General features: G+C 68.3%; 28 protein-coding genes and 1 tRNA gene. 16 read left to right on the top strand and 13 right to left on the bottom strand.

The window, feature by feature from the left end; genetic code table 11:
* Positions 1–27: 27 nt before the first annotated feature.
* Complete coding sequence (gene purH / locus NO978_RS10825) at positions 28–1653, top strand: bifunctional phosphoribosylaminoimidazolecarboxamide formyltransferase/IMP cyclohydrolase (RefSeq protein WP_257299607.1); 1626 nt, start codon at positions 28–30, stop codon at positions 1651–1653.
* A 113-nt stretch (positions 1654–1766) separates the two neighbouring features.
* Here the strand turns inward: purH and NO978_RS10820 are convergent, their stop codons facing one another.
* Positions 1767–2681 carry a hypothetical protein gene (locus NO978_RS10820; RefSeq protein ID WP_257299606.1) on the bottom strand — a complete coding sequence of 305 codons (915 nt, stop codon included), beginning with the start codon at positions 2679–2681 and terminating at the stop codon, positions 1767–1769.
* A gap of 61 nt (positions 2682–2742) precedes the next feature.
* Here NO978_RS10820 and NO978_RS10815 point away from each other — a divergent pair, with 61 nt between their 5' ends.
* A complete protein-coding gene (locus tag NO978_RS10815; protein ID WP_257299605.1) occupies positions 2743–2973 on the top strand; it encodes a hypothetical protein in 231 nt (76 codons plus the stop codon).
* Between the two features lie 67 nt (positions 2974–3040).
* Positions 3041–3736: a hypothetical protein gene (locus NO978_RS10810; RefSeq protein ID WP_257299604.1), complete on the top strand. Its 696-nt coding sequence runs from the start codon at positions 3041–3043 to the stop codon at positions 3734–3736.
* Here NO978_RS10810 and NO978_RS10805 read toward each other — a convergent pair whose 3' ends face one another.
* The 7 genes from NO978_RS10805 to NO978_RS10775 all read right to left on the bottom strand — a co-directional run bounded on the left by NO978_RS10805 (position 3737) and on the right by NO978_RS10775 (position 8846).
* The gene (locus tag NO978_RS10805; protein WP_257299603.1) at positions 3737–4444 is read right to left on the bottom strand and encodes an adenosylcobinamide amidohydrolase; all 708 of its coding nucleotides are present in this window, start codon (positions 4442–4444) and stop codon (positions 3737–3739) included. It abuts the gene before it with no gap.
* A complete protein-coding gene (locus NO978_RS10800) occupies positions 4422–5444 on the bottom strand; it encodes an aminotransferase class I/II-fold pyridoxal phosphate-dependent enzyme (protein ID WP_257299602.1) in 1023 nt (340 codons plus the stop codon). Before NO978_RS10800 ends, NO978_RS10805 begins: the two co-directional genes overlap by 23 nt.
* On the bottom strand, positions 5434–6027 hold the full coding sequence (locus NO978_RS10795; RefSeq protein ID WP_369684137.1) for an NTP transferase domain-containing protein: 594 nt from the start codon (positions 6025–6027) through the stop codon (positions 5434–5436). Before NO978_RS10795 ends, NO978_RS10800 begins: the two co-directional genes overlap by 11 nt.
* Entirely contained in the window at positions 6012–6797 is a 786-nt protein-coding gene (cobS, locus tag NO978_RS10790; protein ID WP_257299601.1) for an adenosylcobinamide-GDP ribazoletransferase, read from the bottom strand. The genes NO978_RS10795 and cobS overlap by 16 nt, the downstream gene beginning before the upstream one ends.
* On the bottom strand, positions 6788–7684 hold the full coding sequence (cbiB, locus tag NO978_RS10785) for an adenosylcobinamide-phosphate synthase CbiB (protein WP_257299600.1): 897 nt from the start codon (positions 7682–7684) through the stop codon (positions 6788–6790). The genes cobS and cbiB overlap by 10 nt, the downstream gene beginning before the upstream one ends.
* Positions 7685–7730: 46 nt before the next feature.
* On the bottom strand, positions 7731–8360 hold the full coding sequence (locus NO978_RS10780) for an HAD family hydrolase (RefSeq protein ID WP_257299599.1): 630 nt from the start codon (positions 8358–8360) through the stop codon (positions 7731–7733).
* A 63-nt stretch (positions 8361–8423) separates the two neighbouring features.
* Positions 8424–8846: a Rieske (2Fe-2S) protein gene (locus tag NO978_RS10775; protein ID WP_257299598.1), complete on the bottom strand. Its 423-nt coding sequence runs from the start codon at positions 8844–8846 to the stop codon at positions 8424–8426.
* Between the two features lie 114 nt (positions 8847–8960).
* On the opposite strand from NO978_RS10775, the gene NO978_RS10770 reads away from it, so the two are divergent.
* The 5 genes from NO978_RS10770 to NO978_RS10750 all read left to right on the top strand — a co-directional run bounded on the left by NO978_RS10770 (position 8961) and on the right by NO978_RS10750 (position 11711).
* Positions 8961–9416 (top strand): RDD family protein, encoded by a 456-nt coding sequence (locus NO978_RS10770; protein WP_257299597.1) that lies wholly within the window; start codon positions 8961–8963, stop codon positions 9414–9416.
* Between the two features lie 66 nt (positions 9417–9482).
* Positions 9483–9683, top strand: coding sequence for a hypothetical protein (locus NO978_RS10765; protein WP_257299596.1), 201 nt, complete (start codon positions 9483–9485; stop codon positions 9681–9683).
* Between the two features lie 604 nt (positions 9684–10287).
* Positions 10288–10746 (top strand): type IV pilin N-terminal domain-containing protein, encoded by a 459-nt coding sequence (locus NO978_RS10760; protein ID WP_257299595.1) that lies wholly within the window; start codon positions 10288–10290, stop codon positions 10744–10746.
* Positions 10747–10755: 9 nt separating this feature from the next.
* Positions 10756–11217 carry a type IV pilin N-terminal domain-containing protein gene (locus tag NO978_RS10755; RefSeq protein ID WP_257299944.1) on the top strand — a complete coding sequence of 154 codons (462 nt, stop codon included), beginning with the start codon at positions 10756–10758 and terminating at the stop codon, positions 11215–11217.
* 59 nt (positions 11218–11276) lie between these two features.
* Positions 11277–11711, top strand: coding sequence for a type IV pilin N-terminal domain-containing protein (locus NO978_RS10750; protein ID WP_257299594.1), 435 nt, complete (start codon positions 11277–11279; stop codon positions 11709–11711).
* A gap of 24 nt (positions 11712–11735) precedes the next feature.
* Here NO978_RS10750 and NO978_RS10745 read toward each other — a convergent pair whose 3' ends face one another.
* Positions 11736–12275, bottom strand: a complete 540-nt coding sequence (locus tag NO978_RS10745) for a hypothetical protein (RefSeq protein WP_257299593.1) — start codon at positions 12273–12275, stop codon at positions 11736–11738.
* A 101-nt stretch (positions 12276–12376) separates the two neighbouring features.
* A tRNA-Tyr gene (locus tag NO978_RS10740) sits at positions 12377–12450 on the bottom strand.
* Between the two features lie 134 nt (positions 12451–12584).
* Between NO978_RS10740 and NO978_RS10735 the strand changes: the two genes are divergently transcribed.
* The 3 genes from NO978_RS10735 to ftsZ all read left to right on the top strand — a co-directional run bounded on the left by NO978_RS10735 (position 12585) and on the right by ftsZ (position 14723).
* The gene (locus NO978_RS10735) at positions 12585–13103 is read left to right on the top strand and encodes a zinc ribbon domain-containing protein (RefSeq protein WP_257299592.1); all 519 of its coding nucleotides are present in this window, start codon (positions 12585–12587) and stop codon (positions 13101–13103) included.
* Between the two features lie 220 nt (positions 13104–13323).
* Positions 13324–13500, top strand: coding sequence for a ribbon-helix-helix domain-containing protein (locus NO978_RS10730; protein ID WP_089735902.1), 177 nt, complete (start codon positions 13324–13326; stop codon positions 13498–13500).
* Between the two features lie 2 nt (positions 13501–13502).
* On the top strand, positions 13503–14723 hold the full coding sequence (gene ftsZ, locus NO978_RS10725) for a cell division protein FtsZ (protein WP_257299591.1): 1221 nt from the start codon (positions 13503–13505) through the stop codon (positions 14721–14723).
* A gap of 170 nt (positions 14724–14893) precedes the next feature.
* Here the strand turns inward: ftsZ and NO978_RS10720 are convergent, their stop codons facing one another.
* A complete protein-coding gene (locus NO978_RS10720; protein ID WP_257299590.1) occupies positions 14894–15316 on the bottom strand; it encodes a hypothetical protein in 423 nt (140 codons plus the stop codon).
* A 219-nt stretch (positions 15317–15535) separates the two neighbouring features.
* Here NO978_RS10720 and NO978_RS10715 point away from each other — a divergent pair, with 219 nt between their 5' ends.
* Positions 15536–15808 carry a hypothetical protein gene (locus NO978_RS10715; RefSeq protein ID WP_257299589.1) on the top strand — a complete coding sequence of 91 codons (273 nt, stop codon included), beginning with the start codon at positions 15536–15538 and terminating at the stop codon, positions 15806–15808.
* Here NO978_RS10715 and NO978_RS10710 read toward each other — a convergent pair.
* The gene (locus tag NO978_RS10710; protein ID WP_257299588.1) at positions 15805–16785 is read right to left on the bottom strand and encodes a TIGR00269 family protein; all 981 of its coding nucleotides are present in this window, start codon (positions 16783–16785) and stop codon (positions 15805–15807) included. The two genes, NO978_RS10715 and NO978_RS10710, sit on opposite strands and share 4 nt — an antisense overlap.
* A 157-nt stretch (positions 16786–16942) precedes the next feature.
* Between NO978_RS10710 and NO978_RS10705 the strand changes: the two genes are divergently transcribed.
* Positions 16943–19387 carry an AAA family ATPase gene (locus tag NO978_RS10705; RefSeq protein ID WP_257299587.1) on the top strand — a complete coding sequence of 815 codons (2445 nt, stop codon included), beginning with the start codon at positions 16943–16945 and terminating at the stop codon, positions 19385–19387.
* Between the two features lie 50 nt (positions 19388–19437).
* Here NO978_RS10705 and NO978_RS10700 read toward each other — a convergent pair whose 3' ends face one another.
* Positions 19438–20133: an alpha/beta hydrolase gene (locus NO978_RS10700; protein WP_257299586.1), complete on the bottom strand. Its 696-nt coding sequence runs from the start codon at positions 20131–20133 to the stop codon at positions 19438–19440.
* A 139-nt stretch (positions 20134–20272) separates the two neighbouring features.
* Between NO978_RS10700 and NO978_RS10695 the strand changes: the two genes are divergently transcribed.
* The 3 genes from NO978_RS10695 (at position 20273) to NO978_RS10685 (ending at position 22042) form a co-directional block, all read left to right on the top strand.
* Positions 20273–20704, top strand: a complete 432-nt coding sequence (locus NO978_RS10695; RefSeq protein WP_257299585.1) for a lamin tail domain-containing protein — start codon at positions 20273–20275, stop codon at positions 20702–20704.
* A 186-nt stretch (positions 20705–20890) separates the two neighbouring features.
* Positions 20891–21343, top strand: coding sequence for a DUF4442 domain-containing protein (locus NO978_RS10690; protein ID WP_257299584.1), 453 nt, complete (start codon positions 20891–20893; stop codon positions 21341–21343).
* A gap of 45 nt (positions 21344–21388) precedes the next feature.
* Positions 21389–22042 (top strand): hypothetical protein, encoded by a 654-nt coding sequence (locus NO978_RS10685; protein WP_257299583.1) that lies wholly within the window; start codon positions 21389–21391, stop codon positions 22040–22042.

Here is a 22042-nt window from a genome sequence, read left to right as displayed (position 1 = left end):
TTTGCCCGGGGCGGACCCACTTCGAGTATGACACGGATCGCTGGCCTCGCCGGTAACCGCGGCCGGAACCTCCTGCACATCGACGACCTCGAACCGGGCGGCGCCGACCTCGCCGTCGTGCTCGCGACCGATGCGGACGCGCCGGTGCTCGACGCCGCAGCGGAGCGCGACATCCCCACGGAAGTCGTCCCCCTCGACGGCGACTCCCGCCGGGAGCACGAACGACGGGTGCTCGACGCGCTCGACGGCCACGGGTTCGACCTCGTCTGCCTCGACGGCTACATGCGCATCCTCTCCGACACGTTCCTCGACGAGGTGCCGACGACGCTGAACGTCCACCCGAGCCTCCTGCCCTCGTTCCCCGGCATGGACGCCTGGGGAGACGCGCTCGACGCCGGCGTCAAGACCGTCGGCTGTACGGTCCACGTCGTCACCGACGCGACCGACGCCGACGGGGAGGTCGTCGAGAGTGAGGTCGACGCCGGCCCCATCGTCACGCAGGAGCCGGTCCCGGTGTACGAGGGCGACGTCCGCGACTCGCTGAAGGAGCGCGTGCTCCACGAGGGCGAGTTCAGGGCCTACCCCCGCGCAGTGAAGTGGTTCGCCGAGGACCGCGCCACGGTCGACGCCGAGTCGAACACGGTCGCCGTCGCGGGCGACGAGGGTGGCCCGCTCCCGGCCCGCCGGGTCGTGAGCGAGGACCGCCACGCCGACCTCCGCTACGGCGAGAACCCCCATCAGGACGCCGCGCTCTACGCAGACTACACCTGCGAGGAGCCCAGTGTCGTCCACGCCGACCAGCTGAACGAGGGCGCGAAGGCCCTGTCGTACAACAACTACAACGACGCCGACGGCGCGCTGAACCTCGTCAAGGAGTTCGACGAACCCGCCGCCGCCGTCATCAAGCACACCAACCCCGCCGGCTGCGCCACCGCCGACACGCTCGCCGACGCCTACGCCGACGCGCTCGCGACCGACGCGAAGTCCGCCTTCGGCGGCATCGTCGCCCTCAACCGCGAGTGCGACGCCGAAACGGCCGAGCTCGTCACCGACTCGTTCAAGGAGGTCGTCGTCGCCCCCGGCTACACCGACGAGGCGCTCGACACCCTGTGCGAGAAGAAGAACCTGCGCGTGCTCGACCTCGCCTGCGAGCCCGCTGCCCTGCGCGAGACGTCCGAGCCGATGACCAGCAAGGAGCTCGTCGGCGGCAGGCTCGTCCAGGAGCGTGACCTCGCGGCGGTCACCCGCAGCGATCTCGAAGTCGTCACCGAGCGCGAGCCCACCGACGAGGAGATCGAGACGATGCTGTTCGCGTGGAAGGTCCAGAAGCACGTGAAGTCCAACGGCATCGTGTTCGCGACGGACACCGAGACGGTGGGCCTCGGCGTCGGACAGGTCTCCCGCGTGGACGCGGTCGAGATTGCCGCGATGAAGGCGGACCGCGACGCGGAGGGCAAGTCCGTCGAGGGCGCCGTGATGGGGTCGGACGCGTTCTTCCCGTTCCCGGACGCCGTCGAGAAGGCCGCCGAGGCCGGCATCGAGGCCGTCATCCAGCCCGGCGGCTCGAAGAACGACGACAAGGTCATCGAGGCCGCCGACGAGCTCGGGATGACGATGGTCATGACCGGCCAGCGGTGCTTTAGACACGATTGAGCGCCAGCGAGTGAGTGTCTAAAGTCAGCGAGTCGCAGCGACCGAACGACCGGAGGGAGTGAGGTCGACCGTCTCGCACGATTTCCGGCATGACTGAGCGACTGACCGCTGGCTTAGTTCTCCCGTTCGACGGGAACCGTCTTCTCCGTCCCGCCGAAGCCCCACGAAGCCTCGAACGTCACTTCCTGGGCGTCCCTGAGCGAGACCCACACGCTCTGTGAGGCTCTTCGCTGCTCACCCGGTGGTACCGTCAGCTGGACGGGCCACCCACCGTCGTGGATTCGGTCGTGGTCGACGACACAGGTGAGCGTCCACGACCGGTCGCCGTCGTTCGCCACGAGGAACTCGACCGCTACCTCCGCAGAGTCGTCCGTGGTTGCGATGACCTCGGGGAACGACGTAGCCACCGAGAGGGCTGGCTGGTTTCCCATCGCGGTCAGGATGTGGTCTGGTATCGGGAACCGGTATCGTCGGTCCGGTCCGTAGAACCACAGGGTTGCGGCCGATGGGGCGTGGTCGAGCGCCGGCAGTGGAACTGCGATTTGGGCCGTGTCTTCGTCGACACCATAGCGGGAATTCACCGGGAGTTCGGGATTCTCGAGTGGTATCGGGTCGCCGGTCACGGTCACCTCGCACTGGCTGCCGGCGATGATGTCCTCGCTGTCGTATGCGGAGAGGTCCGCTTCGAGGACGGCGTAGATGCGGTCCTCACCGCCGCGAATGTACCCACTGACGCTCCCTGACGCGAAAAAGTTCGCCCGGGTTTCGACAAACTGACCGAGCGTGATGGTTCCCGGATACAGTTCCACGTCGTCGCCGGGGCCGACGACGACGGTCTCGGTCGGCCCGTCGGTCGTCTCCGTCGGCGGTTCGGTCTGTTCGGTCCGCTCCGTGGTCGTCCGGATGTCTCGCGCTGTCGTTTGCCGGGTGGTCGGCGATGGGTTCGTCGTCGACCCGGTGGGTTCGTTCCGCCCGGAACAGCCGGCGAGACCAACGGCCAGCGAGGCGAGGAGGGCGCGGCGGCGCATATCGGAAACCCGATTTCCAACGGTAAGTGCTTTACCCGCCGGGCGAGTCGGAGCGACCACCATGCCGAACGGCAAACCGGGGGACAGCCCCTACACCGACATCGTGACCCACGGGCGAGACATCTACAGCCCCGCGGTCGATGAGCTGATTCGCGAACTCGACTCTCTCGGCGCAGCCATCGACGTCCACGACGTGCTGAGCGAGTACGAGCTGGACCCCGATGCGGACGTCCTAGAGCAGCTGGCGGCCGACCTCCGCGAGCTGAAACGGGAGTACGAGTCCGGCGACTGACCGCACCGGAGCCCCCGACACGCTGTCACCGTCCCGTTGAAGTGTCACGACGGCGTACGGCTCTCCAATGGGACGGTTCGGCGGCACCAAACTGAAGGCGCTCACCGTCGGCTTCGTGCTGAGTCTGTTCGCCCTCGTCGGGACGACGGTCTGGGGGCTGCTCCAGGGGCTCCTGGCGTTGCTCGCACCTGGGGGCCAGCCGCTGCTGGCGGCGGTCGTCGGTGCGGTCGCACCGTGGCTGCTCGCTGCCGTCCTCCTCGTCTTCGTCTCCGGTGGACTGCTCCTCTGGCTCGTCATCACGCTCGCGAGCCGCATCTCCCTCCCGTCGCCGCGGCTGGAGAGCGAGCGCCTCTCCCTCCCGTCGCCGCGGCTGGAGAGCGAGCGCCTCTCCCGGCTCGCCGCGGGCGTCGAGCACTACGTGCCGGCGGCGCGGGCGGTGGAGCTGTCGGACTGGCTCGCGCCGCCGGAGCCGACCGCCGAGGAGAAGCTGGCGCAGGTCAAGGAGGACTACGTCGAGGGGAAGATATCCGGCGCGACGTTCGAGCGCAAGCTCGAGCAGCTCCACCGCGAGGAGGAAGCCCTGGACCGGTCGAGCATGTCCTCGCGGCTCGACAGGCTGCTCGACGACGCCGACGCGCGGGAGCGCGACGCTGCCGGCGGAACCGGGAGCGAGGCGCTGTCCGAGACCGCCGTCGCCGACGCGATGGACGTGACAGTCGCCGAGGAGCCTGACGAGGACGAATCGGCGACGGAGCAGGCCTGACTACAGTTCGAAGATGTCCGCGCGGGCGTCGGTCCTGACGCCGTAGCGCGCGTCGTCGACGCCCGTCGGCGGTTCGTCGTCGCCGTATCTCGCGTCGAGCGCCGCCGATACAGACTCTCGTACGCACGCTCGAGCGGCAGCGCCGACGCGCGTGGCGCTCCCGGAGAACGTCGCGGGCTCGCCGTCGGGGTCGCTGGCGACGACGACCGCGTCGCTCGTCGTGCCCGGGACGCCGACCGCGTCGAGGAGCGTCGCGGCCTTCGCCTCGGCGGCGACCGCGACGAGGTTCGCGAGCGCGCCGTCGTCCAGTGCGCGGGTCGTCCCGACGACGACGTTGACCGTGCCGGGCACGAGTTCACCGTCGGGCAGCTCGCCGCCGGGCGGGTCCATCGGCAGTTCGGCGGGGTTCGAGACGCCGGCCGTGGCGACGGCGACAACGGGGCCGAGGCAGGCACCGCGAGCGTGGCGTGCAGCGACCCCGGTCAGGAGGACGGGCGAGCCGTCGTGGAACTCGGCCGCGTCGAAGCCCGCGGAGCCGAGGCGTTCGACGACGAACCGTCCCACGTCGTCGCAGCGCCAGTCCTCCGGTACGGTGACGCTGTACGCCGCGTCGGCGACCCGGCGGCCCCCCCGCCAGCCCGTCGAGAGCCACTCCGTGTCGGGTGCGCCGAGACGGACCACGCCGTCACGCGTCGTCGGCTCGAACATCCAACACCTCCAGCGTGCGGTCGGTCGCCGCCCGGTCCTTCACCGCGACCCTGACGTGCGAGTCGAGGCCCCGGAACGTCCGGGCGTCGCGGAGGACGACACCTCGTTCGCTCGCCGCGGTCAGCAACGCGTCCACGTCCCGGTCCTCGCAGTCGAGGAGGAGGAACGGTGCGGCGGAGGGGTGAACCTCGAACGCGGATTCGAGAGCCTCGCAGAGTCGGCGGCGCTCCCGACGGACCGTCTCGCGGGTCTCGCGGACGAAGCCCTGCTGGCGCAGGCAGTGCGCGCCGACGGCGGCGGCGGGCGCACCGAGGCTCCACGCGCGGCGGGCCGTCGCGAGGTCGTCCCGCGCCGCCCCGGTCGCGACGGCGTAGCCCGCGCGGAGCCCGGGGAGTCCGTACAGTTTCGTCAACGACCGCGCGACGACGACGGCCCGGTGACCGGCGAGCGACGCCTGCTCGGTGTACCCCAGGAACGCTTCGTCGGCGAGCAGGCGCGTGCCGGTGTCGGCACAGCGGTCCGCGAGCGCGACGAGGTCGGGGCGGTCGGGGAGCGCGCCGGTCGGGTTGTTCGGCGTACAGACCACGACGACGGCGAACTCGGCTGGATCGACATCCAGTATCTCGTCGACCGGGACGAACGCTGGCTCGCCGCCTTGCAGACGCACCTCGCGGGCGTACTCGCCGAAGCTCGGGGCCGGCACTGCGACGCGGTCGCCCGGATCGACGGCGGTCGCGAGCGCGAGCCGGATGGCCGCGAGCCCGCCGGGCGTCGGCACGACCTGCGCCGGGTCCGCGTCGACGACCGCCGCGGCGGCCGCGCGGAACTCGGCGTAATCGTCGTCGGGGTAGCGTCGGGACTCGGCGAGGGCGGCGTCGTAGGCGGCCGTCGTCCCGGGTGGCGACCGCGGGTTCGTGTTCGCGCTCAAGTCGAGCACGTCCCGGTCGGTCGTGCCTCCGTGTGGCACCCGTCCGGCGTCCCGGACGGACTCACGGTCCATCGGCTGTCACCTCCCCGACGAGCGCCGCCGCGACGGCTGTGTCGGCGGGCCTGTTCGCGTTCACGGCGAGTCTGGCGTCGAAGCTCACGTGTGTCTCGCTCTCGGTTTCGGGGCCGACCACGTTGAGTCCCGTGGGTGCGACCCCCTCTATCTCGGTGTCGACGCTGACGCCGAGTTGCTCCTTCAGCGCGACGGGGACGACGACGCTCAGGCTGCGGACCGTCTCGTCGGCCGACACCGCCGTGTCGAGCGTGCGGTCCACCGGTCCCGCCGCGAGCAGCGGCAGGTCTGCGGCGACGGTCAGCACGGGTTCGCCGCCGGTCGCCTCGATGGCGCTGCCGAGGTCCGCGACGTAGCCCTCGCCGGGCGTCTCGACAGTCGTCAGGCTGGTTCGGTCCGCGATGTGCTCACGGGTACGCGGCGCGTTCGGCGAGACGGCGGCGTACACGTCGTCGACCCGGCTCGCCGCGAGCGCGTCGCACACGCGGTCGACCATCGGGACGCCGCCGACCTCGAACAGTGGCTTCTCCACGTCGTCTCCGAACCGCGTGCCCTCGCCGCCGCACATCACGAGAGCGTCCACGCGATCACCCCCACGTGGAGCCCGACGAGCCGGGCGAGCTCGTTCGTCGCGCCGAACACGTCGCCGGAGACGCCGCCGAGCCGGCTCCGCGCCCACGACACCGCGACGGCGGCGACGAGGACTCCGGTGACGACGGGGGTAACGGCAGCGAGGAGTCCGGAGACATCACCCCTGGCCCACCAGCCGAGGGCAACGACCGGCAGTGCGAGGACGAGTGCGAACACGACGCCGACGACGCCCGAGCCGTCGGCCAGCGCGCTCCCGAGACCGTCGTGGGGCGGGTCCGCGACCGCCGCGAGCGTCGCCATCGCCGCCTTCGCGCCGACCTCGCTGGCGACCACGACGGCGACCGCTTCCCCGACGGCGAGCCCGGCTACTGCGACGGCAGCCAGCGCGAGCGCGACGACGACGAGCGCGACGGCCGCGACCGCGCCGACGCCCGTCGTCGTGTCCTTCAGCACCTCGCGGCGACGCTCGGTGTCGCCGTGGACGACGACCGCGTCGCCGCAGTCCGCGACGCCGTCGAGGTGGGTGATGCCGGTGAGGCCGTAGGTCGCGACCAGATACGCGAAGGCGACGACGGTTGCGGGCACGGCGACGGGCGCGCTCGCGCCGGCGACGAACGGCAGCGCGAGGCACGCACCCACGAGATAGCCCACGGGAACGGCCGCGACGGGCGACGCGCTGAACGCCGTCCACGCGCGCTCGTCGTGCCCGACCGGAATCCGCGTGAGGAAGCCGACCGCGCCCCGTAGCGCGCTCAGAGCCACGCGACCACCCCCGCGAGGATCGTCGCGACGACGCCCGACGAGGCCACCTGTAAGACACCGCGCTGGGCCGTCCGTGGTGACGGGTACGACGCGCCGGCGTTGAGCACGTACACCCCCGGCTTCTCGAGTCTGACCGCCAGTGCGGCCGCGAGGGTGCCCATCGGCCAGCCCGAGTTCGGTGACGGGACCTCGCGGAGCCACTGTCGCGCAAGCAGCAGCGCCCGGGGCCGGCCGGCGACCTGCGCGAGCAGCAGTGCGGTGAGCCGTGCCGGGAGCCACATCACGAGGTCGTCGAGACGCGCGCTCGCCCAGCCGACCGGCTTCGAGCGATAGCCGAGCATCGAGTCCAGCGTGTTCACCGCCTTGACCCAGGCCGCTCCCGCCGCCGCCAGTGTGAGCGAGAACGGTGCAAGGACGGCGAAGGCTGCGAGCGGCGCGATGAACCCATCGGCGAGGTTCTCCGCGGCGCTCTCGACCGCGGCGCTCCGGAGCAGCCCCGGGGAGAGGTCACCGGCGTCCCGTCCCGCGAGCGAGCACAGCGACTCCCGCGCTGCCGCGACGTCTTCGGTCGAGAGTCGAACCACACGCAACGACTCGGCGACGAGCATCCGGAGGCTCGTCGTGGCCGCCAGTGCGACCCCGGCGACGACCGCGCCTGCCCGGGGGTCGACCTGGGACGAGAGCCAGACGACGCCCGCGACGGTCCCCGCGGCGAGCATCGGAAGCGAGAGCGTCGCGAGGACGCCGACGAGCCGAGGATGGTTCCACACGCGGTCGACGGGCGCGACCAGCCGGCCGAACCACGCGACCGGGTGGAACCGGTTCGGCGGTTCGCCGACGAGGAGTTCGAGACCGACCGCGACTGCGACCGCCGCAGTTGCCGTCATCGGCACGTCGACCACCCCGGCAGCTTGCGTCGGTACTGCGCCGCCGTCATCCGGTCCACCCCAGTTCGTCGGAGAGTTCGGTCAGGGGTACGTCGGCGACGTCGACGAACCGCCCGCCGAGTGCTTCGATACCGCCGTCGGTCCGGGGGTCGTCCCCGACGTGGACGACCTCGGCGGGGTCGACGCCGAGTCGGGTCGCCGTCGTCTCGAACATCTCGGCGGCGGGCTTGCGCCACCCGCAGCCGACGCTGCTCACGACCGTCCCGAAGTCGCCCCGCGAGAGTTCTGACCGGACGAGCGTCCGGCCGACGAGCTCCGGCACCGAACAGTTCGAACAGAGCGCGACCGGGCCGACTTCGCGGGCGGCCGCGACCGCGTCGACCGCGCCTGGACGTGTCCGGACGTCGGGGTCGAACGCGGCGACGACTGCCCGGCGGGCCGCGTTGTTCGGCGTCTCGACGCCGCGACTCGACAACGCCGCGGAGACGTGCGCCGGGAGTGGGACCTCCGCGCCCTCCGGCGCGTCGATGTGTCTCTCACGATAGGCGTCGGCCCAGTCGTCCGGGACCGCAACGTCGCGGGCCGCTAGCTCGGCCGCGACGCGCGCCGCCGGGTCGTCGCCCCCGGAATCGACGCGCTCGACCAGCGTCCCGAACAGGTCGAACGAGACTGCCACTACCCTGAGACTAGCCCAAGTCTACTTGAACGACGCGGTCCGGCGGGCCTCCAGACGGGTGTCTTACAGTCCGATGTGGGAGGTCGAACTCGGCATGTCGTCGTCATCGTCGTCGCCGTCGTCGTCCGCGCCGCCCTCGTGGCCGAACTCGTAGGTCGAGTCCTCGAGGTACACCGTCCCGTCCTCGACCGTCACGTCCACCGACACGAGCGTCGTCTCCGCGGCCTCACCGTTGTCGCAGTAGCCCGAGCAGCTGTCGAACATCGACCCGTGCTTCGGGCAGATGATCTGGCCGTCCCGCATCGCCGCGCCGAACCCGCGGTCGAGCTTCTGTGCCTCGTGTGTACACCGGTTCACCCACGCTTCGACCCCTTCCTCGCAGGGCACCAGGATGACCTCCTCCGGCTCCCCGTAGGGGTCCCGCGCGGTGAACAGCCACGACCGCTTCTCGTGGACCGTCTCGATGTCCGTGAGCTCCGTCGTCATACCCGTACTGTCCGGACCCACCGGCCTAACTCCTGTGCCTCTCGAAGCTAAACCGCAACTCAGTTCCCGACGATTTAACCCAAGGTTAAATAGTGGTTTTTTGACAGTGTGGCCATGGAACGCTATCCCACCCCAGACATCGACAAGTACGCTGGCGTCCTGGACCGACGATTCGAAGCACTGCTCCTCGACAGCCTCCTCGTGGCCATCGTCGTCGGCGGGCTCGGGTACCTCGGCGGCATCGTCGTCGGCGACGGGAGCCTCGCCGGCATCGGTGGGGCCCTGCTCGCCGTCCAGTTCGGGCTGCCCGTCGTCCTGCCGCTCTACCAGATCATCTGCGAGGGCTACTCCGGTCAGACCCCCGGGAAGTCTCTGCGTGGCATCGTCGTCGTGAACGAGTATGGTTCCGACATCAGCTGGGGTGCGGCCGTAATACGAAACTTGCTCCGTATCGTCGACATCCTCCCGGGCTTCTACATCGTCGGCATCGTCGCCGCGTACACCAACGACCAGAACAAGCGGGTCGGCGACATGGTGGCGAACACCGTCGTCGTGTACACGCGGAACTGACCCCGACGCGTACGGCCGCGGTGCCGCCGCACTCTCGTTTTTGGCGCTCCGGTGCGAAGGGTCGGTATGCAGCAGGTGCCCGACATCGACATCGGGTGGAACGTCCCCACACTGACGCTCACGTTCCACCTCGCCGTCGCGCTGGTGTTCGCGACCGCCGCGACGCTCTCGCTGGTCGGTGGTGCGCCCCTCCTCGGCGTCGCACTCCAGGCGTCGATGGCCGCGCTCGTTGCCGGCCTCGGCGTCGCAGTCGCGCGTCTCGTCTAGACAGAGCACGAGCTTTCCAGCGGGACAGCCACGATACTCACGGTCAGAATCGTCTCACTGCTGGTCGTGAACGTAACCGTGTGAGAGGTATTGTCGCCCGGTGAAGTTGCTCGGACATCTTTAACTACGACCCCGGTGTTGGTTCCGGTACCGGACGTACCCGCGTCCGGGTCTGCAAGGTCCATCATGACCTTGTATCCCACATCAAGACGGGGCGGACTGGGGTGTCAGCCCCGTCTCACCGTTCTACGAGCTGGAGCGCGCGCGAGCACTGACGACCGTGGTGAATAATAATTGTACATAACCCTGTTGGCCGGTGGTGAAGAAGTACTATAATTTTGACCTTAAAGTGGTGGTGTCGATTTCAGGTATGATAATCATGGTATTCTTGGAGTTTTAAACTGTCTATGCGGATTTCAATGGGGGCTTGACCGACCCCAAGCACCCCCTGAAAGCGGTTTGTAACGACCGGTTATAGTCCGAAACCCGTCATGGGCCGATGGGTTTATTACGTGTCCTCGGTGTGGGTCAGGTAACACCGACAAGGCGGACGTCGCGCTGGGACGCGACGGTGGAGCCTCGTCAGGTGTGGGATAATAGCACAATGATGGATCTCAAGCAACTCTTCACAGACGACGACGCCGTGTCGCCGGTCATCGGGGTCATCCTGATGGTCGCGATTACGGTCATTCTCGCCGCAGTGATCGGGGCATTCGTCCTGAACATCGGTGGGAATCAGGAAACGGCACCGCAGAACCAGTTCGACTTCCAGTACAATAGCACGGGCAACGTGACCGTGTCGCACGGCGGCGGTGGCACGCTTGACGCGACCCAGCTCAGCCTCGGCAACGGCTGGGACAACGCTTCTGCGACCGGACCTGAGTGCAACCTCCACTCCACAAGCGGACTGTCTGCCGGCGATACGATCGTTGACAACGACGCTGACGACGACACCCGCACGCCGTGCGACCCGGGTGCTGATTCCGGCGAGACGCTCGAAATCACGTGGACGTCCAACTCTGGCGAGAACAGCCAGATCGTCGCTGACTCCACGGTGCCCTGATACACAATGATGGACCTCAAGCAACTGTTCACGGACGACGACGCGGTCTCGCCGGTTATCGGCGTGATCCTTATGGTCGCGATCACAGTCATTCTCGCGGCCGTCATCGGTGCGTTCGTGCTGAACATCGGCGGGAACCAGGAAACGGCACCGCAGAATCAGTTCAGCTTCGAGTATAACTCTACGGGTGAGAACGTGACTGTCTCTCATGGCGGCGGTGGCTCGCTCGACGCCAGCCAGCTCGACTTCGGCAGTGCATGGGAGAACACCAGCACGGAGCTGTCTGATAACAATGAAACCTGTTATCTGTCGACCGAAAAAGGTCTGAGCGCCGGGGAAACTATCGTCAACTCGACGAACGGGAAGGACATGTGTACGCACGGCGCGAACTCGGGCAAGACGCTGACGTTGACCTGGACCTCGTCTTCTGGCGAGAACAGCCAGATCGTCGCCGAGTCGACGGTCCCGTAACGCCTGGGAATTAACTACCGCGAACCCGTTTTTTCGTACACGACACCGACCAGAGACACATGCAACTACGAACGATACTCACCGAGGACGACGCCGTGTCGCCTGTCATCGGCGTCATTCTGATGGTCGCAGTAACGGTCATCCTCGCGGCCGTCATCGGTGCATTCGTCCTGAACATCGGTGAGACCGAGGAGAGCCCGCCGCAGAACCAGTTCACGTGGGACTTCAACGACCCGCGACAAGAGGTGACGGTCTCCCACGGCGGCGGGACCGTCCTGGACGCAACACGTCTCTCCCTCAGTGGACCGTGGGCAGGCGGCGACTGTCAGGTTGTGAACCGCACTAGCGTAACCGCGGGCGAGGTTATCGTGAACAACTCGACGGGCGCGGACTACTGCTCGCACACTGGGGCTGATGGCGAGATACTCGAGATCGTGTGGACGTCTTCGAACGGCGCGCAGTCACAGATAATCAGCAAAAAGCCGATACCGTAACGTCGAGTTTCGGAACCTTTCTCGCTACACTGGCCCGGTCGGCTCTCGCATAGCTTCCTCGCTGTGCGCCCCTCGAAGTGCTAGTTCGCGTCGGTTCGGGTGTAGTACGGGACGGAACCAGATCGGCGTTGAAGTAGTGATTCTGGTTCCGATCATGAGCGCAATTACTCTCGGGACCAGCGCACCGCAGGTGAACATCTTTGGGAGCTTCACGGGCGTGCTGGAATCCGGCTCCGTATCTCGCACGCGCCGATCATCTCGATCCTCGGCGTGGTCTGGGTTCTCGCGACCACCGAGCTGGACGGCATCGACGACGGCTGGGCGGAGCTTGCCATCGTCGCCATCACCTCCGTCGGACGCGGGTTGGGCGCGCTTCCCTTTCCCGAGGCGCTGGAGTCGTCGCGAGCAACCCTTTCGATGACCGGCCTCCCGGCCGCGGAGGGTGCGCGTACAGCGCGCGCCGCACTCGTCACACCGGAACTCGCGCGCCGTGGTCGGCTTCGGTTTCGCGCGCTTGCGATAGCGCAGCTCGTCGGTGGTGATGCCGAAGCGGTCTGCGCTCACGCAGCCCACCCCGTAAACGGCGCTACCGCTCTATTCTGAGAACACGGAAGAAGACGGGTGTTGAACCCGGCAGAGGGCGTCGCCCCCTCCTTAATTTCGAATCCGCCCTCCCCGATTTGAACGGGGGGCAAGTCGATCTACAGTCGACTGCTCTACCAGTCTGAGCTAAGGGCGGGCGCACTCTCACGTAGTCACCGAGTACGATTTAAGGGTTATCATTCGCGGTCCTGACGGTGTGCCGTACGACCAGTGTCAGACGTGGCAGATAGATTGAAATAGTTGGCGCATAGAACTGTGTGCGAAGCGGATATGAGTAAGATTACCGTGCGCGCGGACGACGAGCTGGTCGAGCGTCTGGAGGCGCGCGAGGAGTCGAAGAGCCAGCTCGTTCGGGAGGCGCTCCGCGCGTACCTCGAAGACGAGCTCGCGGAGCCGTCGGGTGGGTCGTCGGACGGTTCGACCGACACGCTGGACGGGTTCCTGGCTGACCGGGTGACGAATCTCGTGGACGAGCGTGTGGCGTATCACATGCGCACGCACCAACAGGACGTAAACGTGAACCTTCAGTTCGAGGGGGCGGAGCCGGGGCCGGGGCGTGCGTCGGTGTCGGACGAATCGACGGCGACGCCGGAGACGGCGGATGTCGACCGGGACTGCGGACAGTGCGGCGAGGCGCTCGACGACGACCACGTGTACTGTCCGAACTGTGGTGAGAAAGCGTCGCGGCGAGTCTTCTGTGACTGTGGCGACGAGATCCGTTCGGACTGGGGGTTCTGTCCGAGCTGCGGGCGTCGGACGCCGGCAGCGGACGTGTTGGACTCGGCGTAGGACAAACAGGGCTGTCGTCACACGAGACGACGACTCGGCGGTCGAAATAGGCGGTAGATTTATTATGTATGACACAGTGCATACAGTTGCGTAAGACGGGTGTCTTACACACACGGATTCGGGAGAATACGGGGCTCCCGCGTACGGTTTCGGTGTGTAAGACGGAACGCGTGCAACAATGTGCCACGCGGGACGTCTTACCCAAAGGGGAATCAGAACCATGGAGCGTGTGACACTGCGAATACCGAAGCAGCAGATAGAGGAGGTTGAACAGATGGTCGAAACGGGCGAGTACCCGAACCGGAGCGAAGCGATCCGGTCGGCAGTCCGTGAGATGCTCAACGAGCAGAACGACCGTTCGAACGAGAAATCCCAGCGCACCTGGGCAAAGGTCTAACGATGCAGGATATCGTCCAAGAAGCCCTCGAGCACGAGGAACGAGAGCAGAAGCAGCAGGCCGACACGACAGGTGACGAGTTCGGCGATCCGCGCATCGTCATCGTCGGCTGCGGTGGCGCCGGCAACAACACCGTCAACCGACTGTACAACATCGGCGTCGACGGTGCCGACACCGTCGCCATCAACACCGACAAGCAGCACCTCAAGATGATCGAAGCCGACACGAAGATCCTGGTCGGCAAGTCCCTCACCAACGGGCTCGGCGCGGGCGGCGACCCCTCGATGGGCGAGCGCGCGACCGAGATGGCCCAGGGCACGATCAAGGAGGTGCTCGGCGACGCGGACCTCGTGTTCGTGACCGCCGGCATGGGTGGCGGGACCGGTACCGGTGCCGCCCCGGTCGTCTCCAGCATCGCGAAGGAACAGGGCGCAATCGTCGTCGGCATGGTGTCGACGCCGTTCAACGTCGAGCGCGCCCGCACGGTGAAGGCCGAGGAAGGCCTGGAGAAGCTCCGCGAGGAGGCCGACTCCATCATCGTGCTGGACAACAACCGGCTGCTCGACTACGTCCCGAACCTGCCCATCGGCAAGGCGTTCTCGGTCATGGACCAGATCATCGCCGAGACGGTCAAGGGGATCTCGGAGACCATCACACAGCCGAGCCTCATCAACCTGGACTACGCCGACATGACGTCCATCATGAACCAGGGTGGCGTCGCGGTGATGCTCGTCGGCGAGACACAGGACAAGAACAAGACGCGCGAGGTGGTGAACGACGCGATGAACCACCCGCTGCTGGACGTAGACTACCGTGGTGCATCCGGTGGGCTCGTCCACATCACGGGTGGCCCGGACCTCACGCTGAAGGAGGCCGAGGGCATCGCGAACAACATCACCGAACGGCTGGAGGCCAGCGCGAACGTCATCTGGGGCGCACGCATCCAGGAGAACTACAAGGGTAAGGTCCGCGTCATGGCCATCATGACCGGCGTCCAGAGCGCGCAGGTGCTCGGCCCGAGCACGCAGAAGCAGGCCAACAAGTCCCGCCAGGCCATCGACGGCGTCGACGAGGCGGAGTTCGAGGCCCAGCCCGGCGGTCAGCCGGTCCAGAACGGCGGCGACCAGCCGGCCAGCGGGGGCGGCTCGAGCTCCGGTAGCACCTGGGGCGACGGCGGCCAGGACGAGATCGAGAAGAACAACGGACTCGACGTCATCCGCTGAATCGGTATTCCACTTTCTTTCGACCCGACCGAGAAGCGGCGGCGCTGGCCGACTCAGTCACGGACGGACGTAAACGACGTCTCGGAACGGAAGACGTCGGTCGCGACGGCGAACGGGTCGACCGTTTCGTCGCCGTCGGTGACGTGCCAGTCGTCGTGCTCTACCCACTCTCAGCCGGCGTCGCGGACGAGCGTCTCGCCGCAGTAGCTGCCGAACGAGCGGACTGCGCGCTCGAACGCGCGTGCGTCGGCGCTCCCGCTCGCGGCCGGTTCGACACCGACGAACCGTCGTGACTCGAACCGTTCGTCGACAGCGTCGTCGAGCCGTGCGAGCGAGTCGGTCGTGAAATCCAGCTCGTAGTCGCTCCAGAAGTCGGCACACTCCTCGGCCTCCCGGGCGAACAGCTCCGGTGGGTTCGACGGCTGCCCCGACCTGGCGGGGTCGCGGTCGTGCTCGTCGTCGTCGTCGGACGGCGCGGTGGCGTACATCCGGTCGGGGTCGGCCGCCGGCGTCGCACGCTCGGCCGGGTCCTCGACCGAATCGTCCGACGACGACGACCGCAGCAGGCTCCGCAGCGCGTCGAGCAGTCCCATGGTCGCCGTTCCATGCCACGTCCCAAATCGGTTTCGGGGTGTGTCTTACACGCCACACGCGGGCTGTGTGGAACGTCGCCGTGGTGTGTTCTGGGACAGCAAGGAATCTAAAACGTATAAGCGGGTGCCCGCACGACGCTCGAATATGGCGAACACGTCGACGACCGGGCTGTTGCTGACCTACGTCGTCGCGCCGACACCGTCGCGTGGTGATGCGGCGTGAGCGGCCGGTCGCGCACCGGTGCCGGGGCGGTGACGACGGCGGTGCTCTGTGTCCTCGCTCTCACCGGCCGCGTGGCGGCCCACGGCGGCGAGACGACGGGCATCCACGACACACCGCTGGCACTCGGGCTGTTCGGCTTCGGTGTCGTCCTCGTGGGCGTGAGCCTCTACGCCGACGAGCGGGGCGACCTCGACCGCCAGTACGTGGACGCCGGGGTCCTCGTCGGCTTCCTCGCCGTCGTGCTCGGCATCCCGGCATCCTGGCTCTAGACCGCCTCGAGCGAGTCGAGCAGCGAGCACTTCCGGCAGCGGTCCCGGGTCGTCGTCGCGCCGCACTCCTCGCATTCGTGCAGGTCGGGACCGTCGCCGTCCTCGTCGTACCGGTCCGCGAGCACGCCTGCGAGCTCCTCGTAGCCGGCCATGATGGAGTGGCGCGTCCCGGGGTGGTTCTCCTCCAGTTCGTACAGCAACTGCTGTATCTCCCCGCGGTAGGCCTCGCTCGAGTGCGGACACTCGGTGATATGCGCCGGGAGGTCGCGGAGGTGACAGTAGAGGGCGACCTCCTTCTCGGGCACGTCGCGCAGCGGCTTCGCGCGGGGGACGAACTCGTCCTGTTCCTTGCGGGCGTCGTCGCCGTCGAAGCCGCCGATGGAGGCGTCGAAGTGCTTGGCCATCTGGGCCACGTCGCCCTCCAGGAAGTTCATCATCGCCGTCTGGGCCTCGTCGTCGAGGTTGTGGCCGGTCAGCAGCTTGTCCGCGCCGAACTCGTCGGCGTAGCGCTCCAGCAGGTCGCGGCGGAACACGCCGCAGTAGGCGCAGGCGGCCATGTTCTCGGGGTCGTCCTCGACCACGTCGTCCATCCGGACGCCGAACTCGTCCTCGTAGGTGACGAGCTCGTGGCGCATCGAGAGCTCGTCGGCGAGCTCGACGCAGGCGTCGACGCTCTCGTCGCGGTAGCCCTCGATACCCTCGTGGATAGTCAGCGCGACCAGCTCGATGCGGGGGTCCTCGGTGAACGTCTCGTCGAGGATCTGCGTGAGGACGACGCTGTCCTTCCCGCCGGAGAGTCCGATGACCCACGTCTCGGGGTCGTCGGGCGTCGCGTCGCGTGGCACCAGGCCGTCCTCGCGGACGCGCTTTCGCACCCGCTTCTCGACGGATTCGCAGAAATGCGACTCGCAGAGGTGCGCGCCGGAGTAGGCGGCGTGCATCACGGCCTCCCGGCCGCATCTGGTGCACTCGGTCATCGCTCGTCGGTTGTCGACGGGCCGGGAAACCCGTTTCGGGTCCGTACGCCCCGCCCTCGCCCATCTCGAAAGTGATTTGACACCCGGTGCGTTGAACCAACGCAACGATGTCCCGCTCGAATTCTCTCCACGAGCCCGTCCCCGGGCGTGAGTCCGCGTGACCAGTCTTGACACCACCTACGTCGACTGCACACTCCCCGGCGTGGGCGTCGCCCGGGACGCGATGGGCGAACTGGCCGCCGCGGAGTCCGCCTTCGACCTCGACGCGCTCTGTCGGGTGCTCTACCCGGTCGTCCGTGCCCGCGTCGCCTACCGGCCCGTCGACGGCTGGGCCGGCGACGACGACCACCGCCGGCACGCGTTCGTGCTCGTCGACGGCCTCGGCGAGGACCACGAGGCCGACCTGACGACGTACGCCGCGAGCGCCGGGGACCCCGAGCACGTCGCCCTCGACGAGCGCTACGACCTGCACGGCGATGGGGGCCCGGAAGCGACGTTGCCGATGCGCTTCCGGCGGTCCGACCGGGAGGCCGCCGAACTCCTTCGGGCGCGTATCGAGCGCGCCGCGGACCAGGAGCCGGACGCGGTCGAGGAGCTCCGTGCGGGCCTCGGGCTTCCGGCCGACTTCTCGCCCGACGGCTTCGTCTCTGTCGACGACGTGACGCGGGTCTATCTGCCGTTCTGGGTCGCGGCGTTCACGAGCGACGAGCACCCCGACCGCTTCGGTGCCGTCCGCGAGTTCGGGACGGCCGACGGCCGGGGGAGGGTCCGCGACGAGCGCTGGCTCTCGCAGTACGTCTCCGAGACCTCGGCGGTGATGGACCGGGTCCGGTCGGCCGGCCGGCTCGACGCCACGGATGACACCGTTCCAGCAGCCGAGCAGGGGTTCACCGTGCCCGATGGCGTCGAGCTGAACGTCGACTCGTTGCTGGAGACCGAGCCCGGTCGGGAGTTCGCCGACGTGGGCGGCATGGCCGACCTGAAAGCGCTGCTCGAGGAGCGGGTGCTCTCGCCGCTGCGCGAGCCCGAGCGCTACCGCGAGTACGACCTCGGCGTCACGAACGGTATCCTGTTCCACGGTCCGCCGGGCTGTGGGAAGACGTACATCGCCGGCGCGCTCGCCGGCGAACTCGACCACAACTTCATCGAGCTCTCGCCGGCGGATCTGACGAGCAAGTGGGTCGGCGAGGCCGCCGAGAACGTTCAGGACGTGTTCGCCGTCGCGCGTGCGAACCAGCCGTGTCTCGTCTTCCTCGACGAGATCGACGCGGTCGCCGCCAGCCGGGACAACGACATGACCAACAGCGAGCAGCAGATGGTCAACCAGCTGCTGACCGAGCTGCAGGCGATCGACGGCGAGGACGTCGTCGTGCTCGGCGCGACGAACTTCCTCGAGGACGTCGACGACGCCATCCTCCGCTCCGGTCGGTTCGACGAGCGCATCGAGGTTCCGCCGCCGGACGCCGACGCTCGCGCCGAGATACTCCGGGTCCACCTCGCGGGCCGGCCGACGGTCGAGGAGATCCACCTCTCGCGGACCGTCGAGTGCACCGAGGGATACGCCTCGAGCGACCTCGAACTCGTCGCGGAGACCGCCGCCCGGGAGGCCCTCGACGAGGACTGCGCAATCGACGAGTCACACCTGCGAGCCGCGGTCGGCGAGACGACCACCTCGATCCCCTCGTGGCTCGACCACTACGACCACGTCGACCCGGTCGCGGCCGCCACGGGCGTCGCGGGGGAGAACGTCCGCCAGCCGCCCGGTGTCGACCTCGACGCGGCCGACATCGTCGAGGGTGAGCCGTCGCTGACGCTCGCGGACGTCGACGGGCTGCCGAACGTGGTCGAGCGCCTCCGGGAGCGCCTGCTCACCCCGCTGTCCGACGCCGAGCGGTACGAGTCGTACGGCGTCGGGAGCCTCGACGGCGCGTTGCTGTACGGTCCGCCGGGCTGTGGCAAGACCACGCTCTCTGCGGCCGTCGCGGGCGACCTCGGCGTCCCGCTCGTCCGGGTAACGCCCGCACGCCTCGCCGGCGACTGGGGGGAAGACCCGACCGAGGCACTCGACGCCGCCTTCGAGGTGGCCCGCGCGAACGCGCCCTGTGTCGTCCTCGTCGACGACCTCGACGTGCTCGCGGGGACCGACCATCGCTCCGGCGGTATCCCGTCGGCGTTCGCCCACGGGCTCCGGGGCGCGTTGCGGGACACCCGGGACGAGGAGGTTGTCGTCCTCGGTGCCGCCACGCTGGTCGACCACGTCGCGACGGAGGTGCTCCACTCGGGCTGCTTCGACGAACGCATCGAGGTCCCGCCGCCGGACCGGGAGCGCCGGGCTGCCGTGCTCCGCGAACACGTCGACGACCGGCTCGCCGAGTCGGTCGACTGGCGTGCTGTCGCGGACCGTGCGGCGGGCTACGCCGTCGCCGATCTGGAGACGGTCGCGACGCTCGCGATGCGGGCGGCCCTGCGTGCCGACGGCGCGGTGACGACCGAGCGGCTGCTCGACGCGGTCGCTGAGACCGGCTCCAGCATCGAGAACTGGGCGGGGCTCGACGAGTACAGCGACAGCGACCACGGCTCCGGGCTGCGCTACATCTCCTGACGCGGCCCGCTCGCGCGGCCCTCCACGTTCCGCCGTCGCTTCTGTGTGTCTTACACTGCGTCCAGCCCGCCGTCTACCGCCGCCAGCAGTTGCTCGACGTACTCGTCGCGACGGCGCGAGGAGAACAGTTCGTGGCCGCCCTCGTACACCCGAACCTGGTCGGCGTCGACGGCCTCGCCGATGGCCCTGACGCTGACGACCTGGTCCCGGAGCGAGCAGAACACCACGGCGTCGTCGTCGATTTCGGGCCGGTTGCGGTGGCCGCGGCTCGCTTCGCGGACGAACCGGGGCGACACCTTTTCGGGGATGTCCGCCAGCTGGCGGTCGGTCGTCAGCTCCCCGATGGCGCGACGGTCGCCGACGCCCGAGGGGATGAACTTCGCGTCGAGCCCCAGCTTCCCGACGAGCGAGAACAGCGCACCCTTCGACTCCGGCGGGAAGTCCCACCACGGGCTCAGGTAGGTCGTCGTCTCGGCTCCGTCGAGGTACGCCGCGATGAGCCCGCCCGTGCTGTGTCCTGCGAGCCGGAACTCGTCGAGGTCCGCGCAGTACGACCGCACCGGCCCGAGGTAGTCCGCGCCGAAGTCGTCCGGGAACACCGGAATCTGGAGCGTGTGGACGCGGTAGCCGGCGTCGGCGAACTGTCGGACCATCCAGTCGACGTTCTCGTGCTCGTGGCGGTTCCCCCAGCCGAGGACGAACACCAGGTCCGACGCCCCATCCTCGTTCGTGACCTGCGATTGCATACCACGTTCGTCGAACCGGCGCGGCATAAACGTCCCAGAACTGCCGACCCGCTGTCTCGGGTTTCCCCCAGGGTACGCCGCCAGCGTGTCCGCCGCTGCGTCGGATACGTATTTGTGCCCTCCCCTGTAAGCCGGTGTCATGCCTCCGGCGTCCCGCCGTGCGGTCCTGACCGCCGCGGTCGCGAGCCTGAGTGGCTGTCTCAGCACGCTCGACACCGTCGACCCCCCCGGCACCCACCCGCCCGACGCCGAGCTCCGCCTCGACATCGAACGCCCCGGCGAGAACGGCGAACGCGTCTACGTCCACAACGACGGCTCGACCGACGTGCCGATGCGGGGCTACACGCTGGAGTACGACGACGGTGCCGACTACGAGTTCGACCGCCTCACGCTCGAACCCGGGAGCTGGGTCGCCGTCGAGTCCACGAGCGTCCTCGAAGGGATGGACCGCTCGGACCCCCCGAAGTTCGTCCGCGGCGCGAACCGGGACGAACGACTCTGCCCCGACGGCCGCGTCACTCTCGTCGGTCCACAGGGTACCATCGTCGGCAGTACGACCTGCTCCGGGTGAACGGTCGGTCCGTGGGTGGACCCGGCCACGTCGCCGCGCTGGTCGGCATCGGTCACAGCAACCGACAGCACAATCTGGGTGCGAACTCGTTCACCGAGTCCGACCACCGACCATTTCGGAGAAACCCGAAACGACGCGACACGGGTTCCACAGCACTCACGTCCCCGAACAGCCTGCGGGAGAGCAATGAGCGAATCGTGGCGCACCCGGCTGCAACGGCTCGGGTTCAACCTGTGGCCGTCGTACTGGGGCACCGGCGGCCGGCTCCGGTACATCGCCGAGGACTGGCAGGAGGTCCGGGTCGAGATTCCCCGGAACCTCCGGACGCGGAACTACATGGGAACGACGTTCGGAGGGAGCATCTACGGGGCGTGTGACCCCATCTACGCGATGATGCTCATCCAGGCACTTCCCGACGAGTACACCGTGTGGGACAAGGCCGCATCGGTTCGATTCCAGCGACCCGGGACGGAGGACCTGTACGCCCGGTTCCGTCTGCCCGACGACGAGCTGGCGACTATCCGGGAGCGGCTGGAGCGCGAGGAGAGCACCGACCGCGAGTACGAGGTCGATGTCGTCGCTGCGGACGGGACGACCCACGCGACGGTCGAGAAGACGGTGTACGTCGGGCGGGACTGACCGAGGAGCGAGGGCATTATCCACCTCCGACGACTACTCGCGGACATGAGTCTCCCACGCGGCGACGCGCTCGACCGCGTCGCCGACATCCTCGACACGGTCGAGTCCGAGCAGATGCCCGTGCCGGTGCGCGAGGTCTGGGTGTACGGCGATCTGGCGCTCGGGCTGGACCCCGTCGACCGCCTCGACGTCTACCTCACGAAGGACATCCTGCTCGGCGGCGACGCCTCCCGTGCCGACGAGTTCGAGGCCGAATACGGCGTCCAGGGCGTGGGCCAGACCGTCCGCACGGAGTGGGCCGAGCAGTACCCAGAGCACCTCCGCGCGAACGCTAACGGCCACGCAGCCCCCGAGAAGTGCCTCGGTGCGCACCTGCTTCCGGACGATGACGAGCCGGTCCATCTGGAGGTGTGCAACGCCAGCTTCGACGACAACGTGACCCAGCGCCTCGCCGGCGCGAAACGCCGCGAGGACTGGTCGACGTTGCTCGACCCCCGCGGCGTCTGCCTCTGGGTCGACGGCCAGCGCAGCGAGGAGGCGATGCGGAAGCTCCGCGAGTCCGAACTGGCGCTGCCGACGCTCTCGCGGGCACTCGGGATGCTCGGGCTCGAGGAGGAACAGGCCGAGGCGGCGGCCTCGGAACTGCACGAGTGGCGCGAGCAGCAGGAGGGTGCGACGGTTCGGGGCGACGTGGTCTGA

Source organism: Haloarchaeobius sp. FL176, assembly GCF_024609245.1.
In the GTDB taxonomy this organism is placed as follows: domain Archaea; phylum Halobacteriota; class Halobacteria; order Halobacteriales; family Natrialbaceae; genus Haloarchaeobius.
Note: the sequence above shows the minus strand (reverse complement) of the source record. Positions and strands in the feature narration are given on the sequence as shown.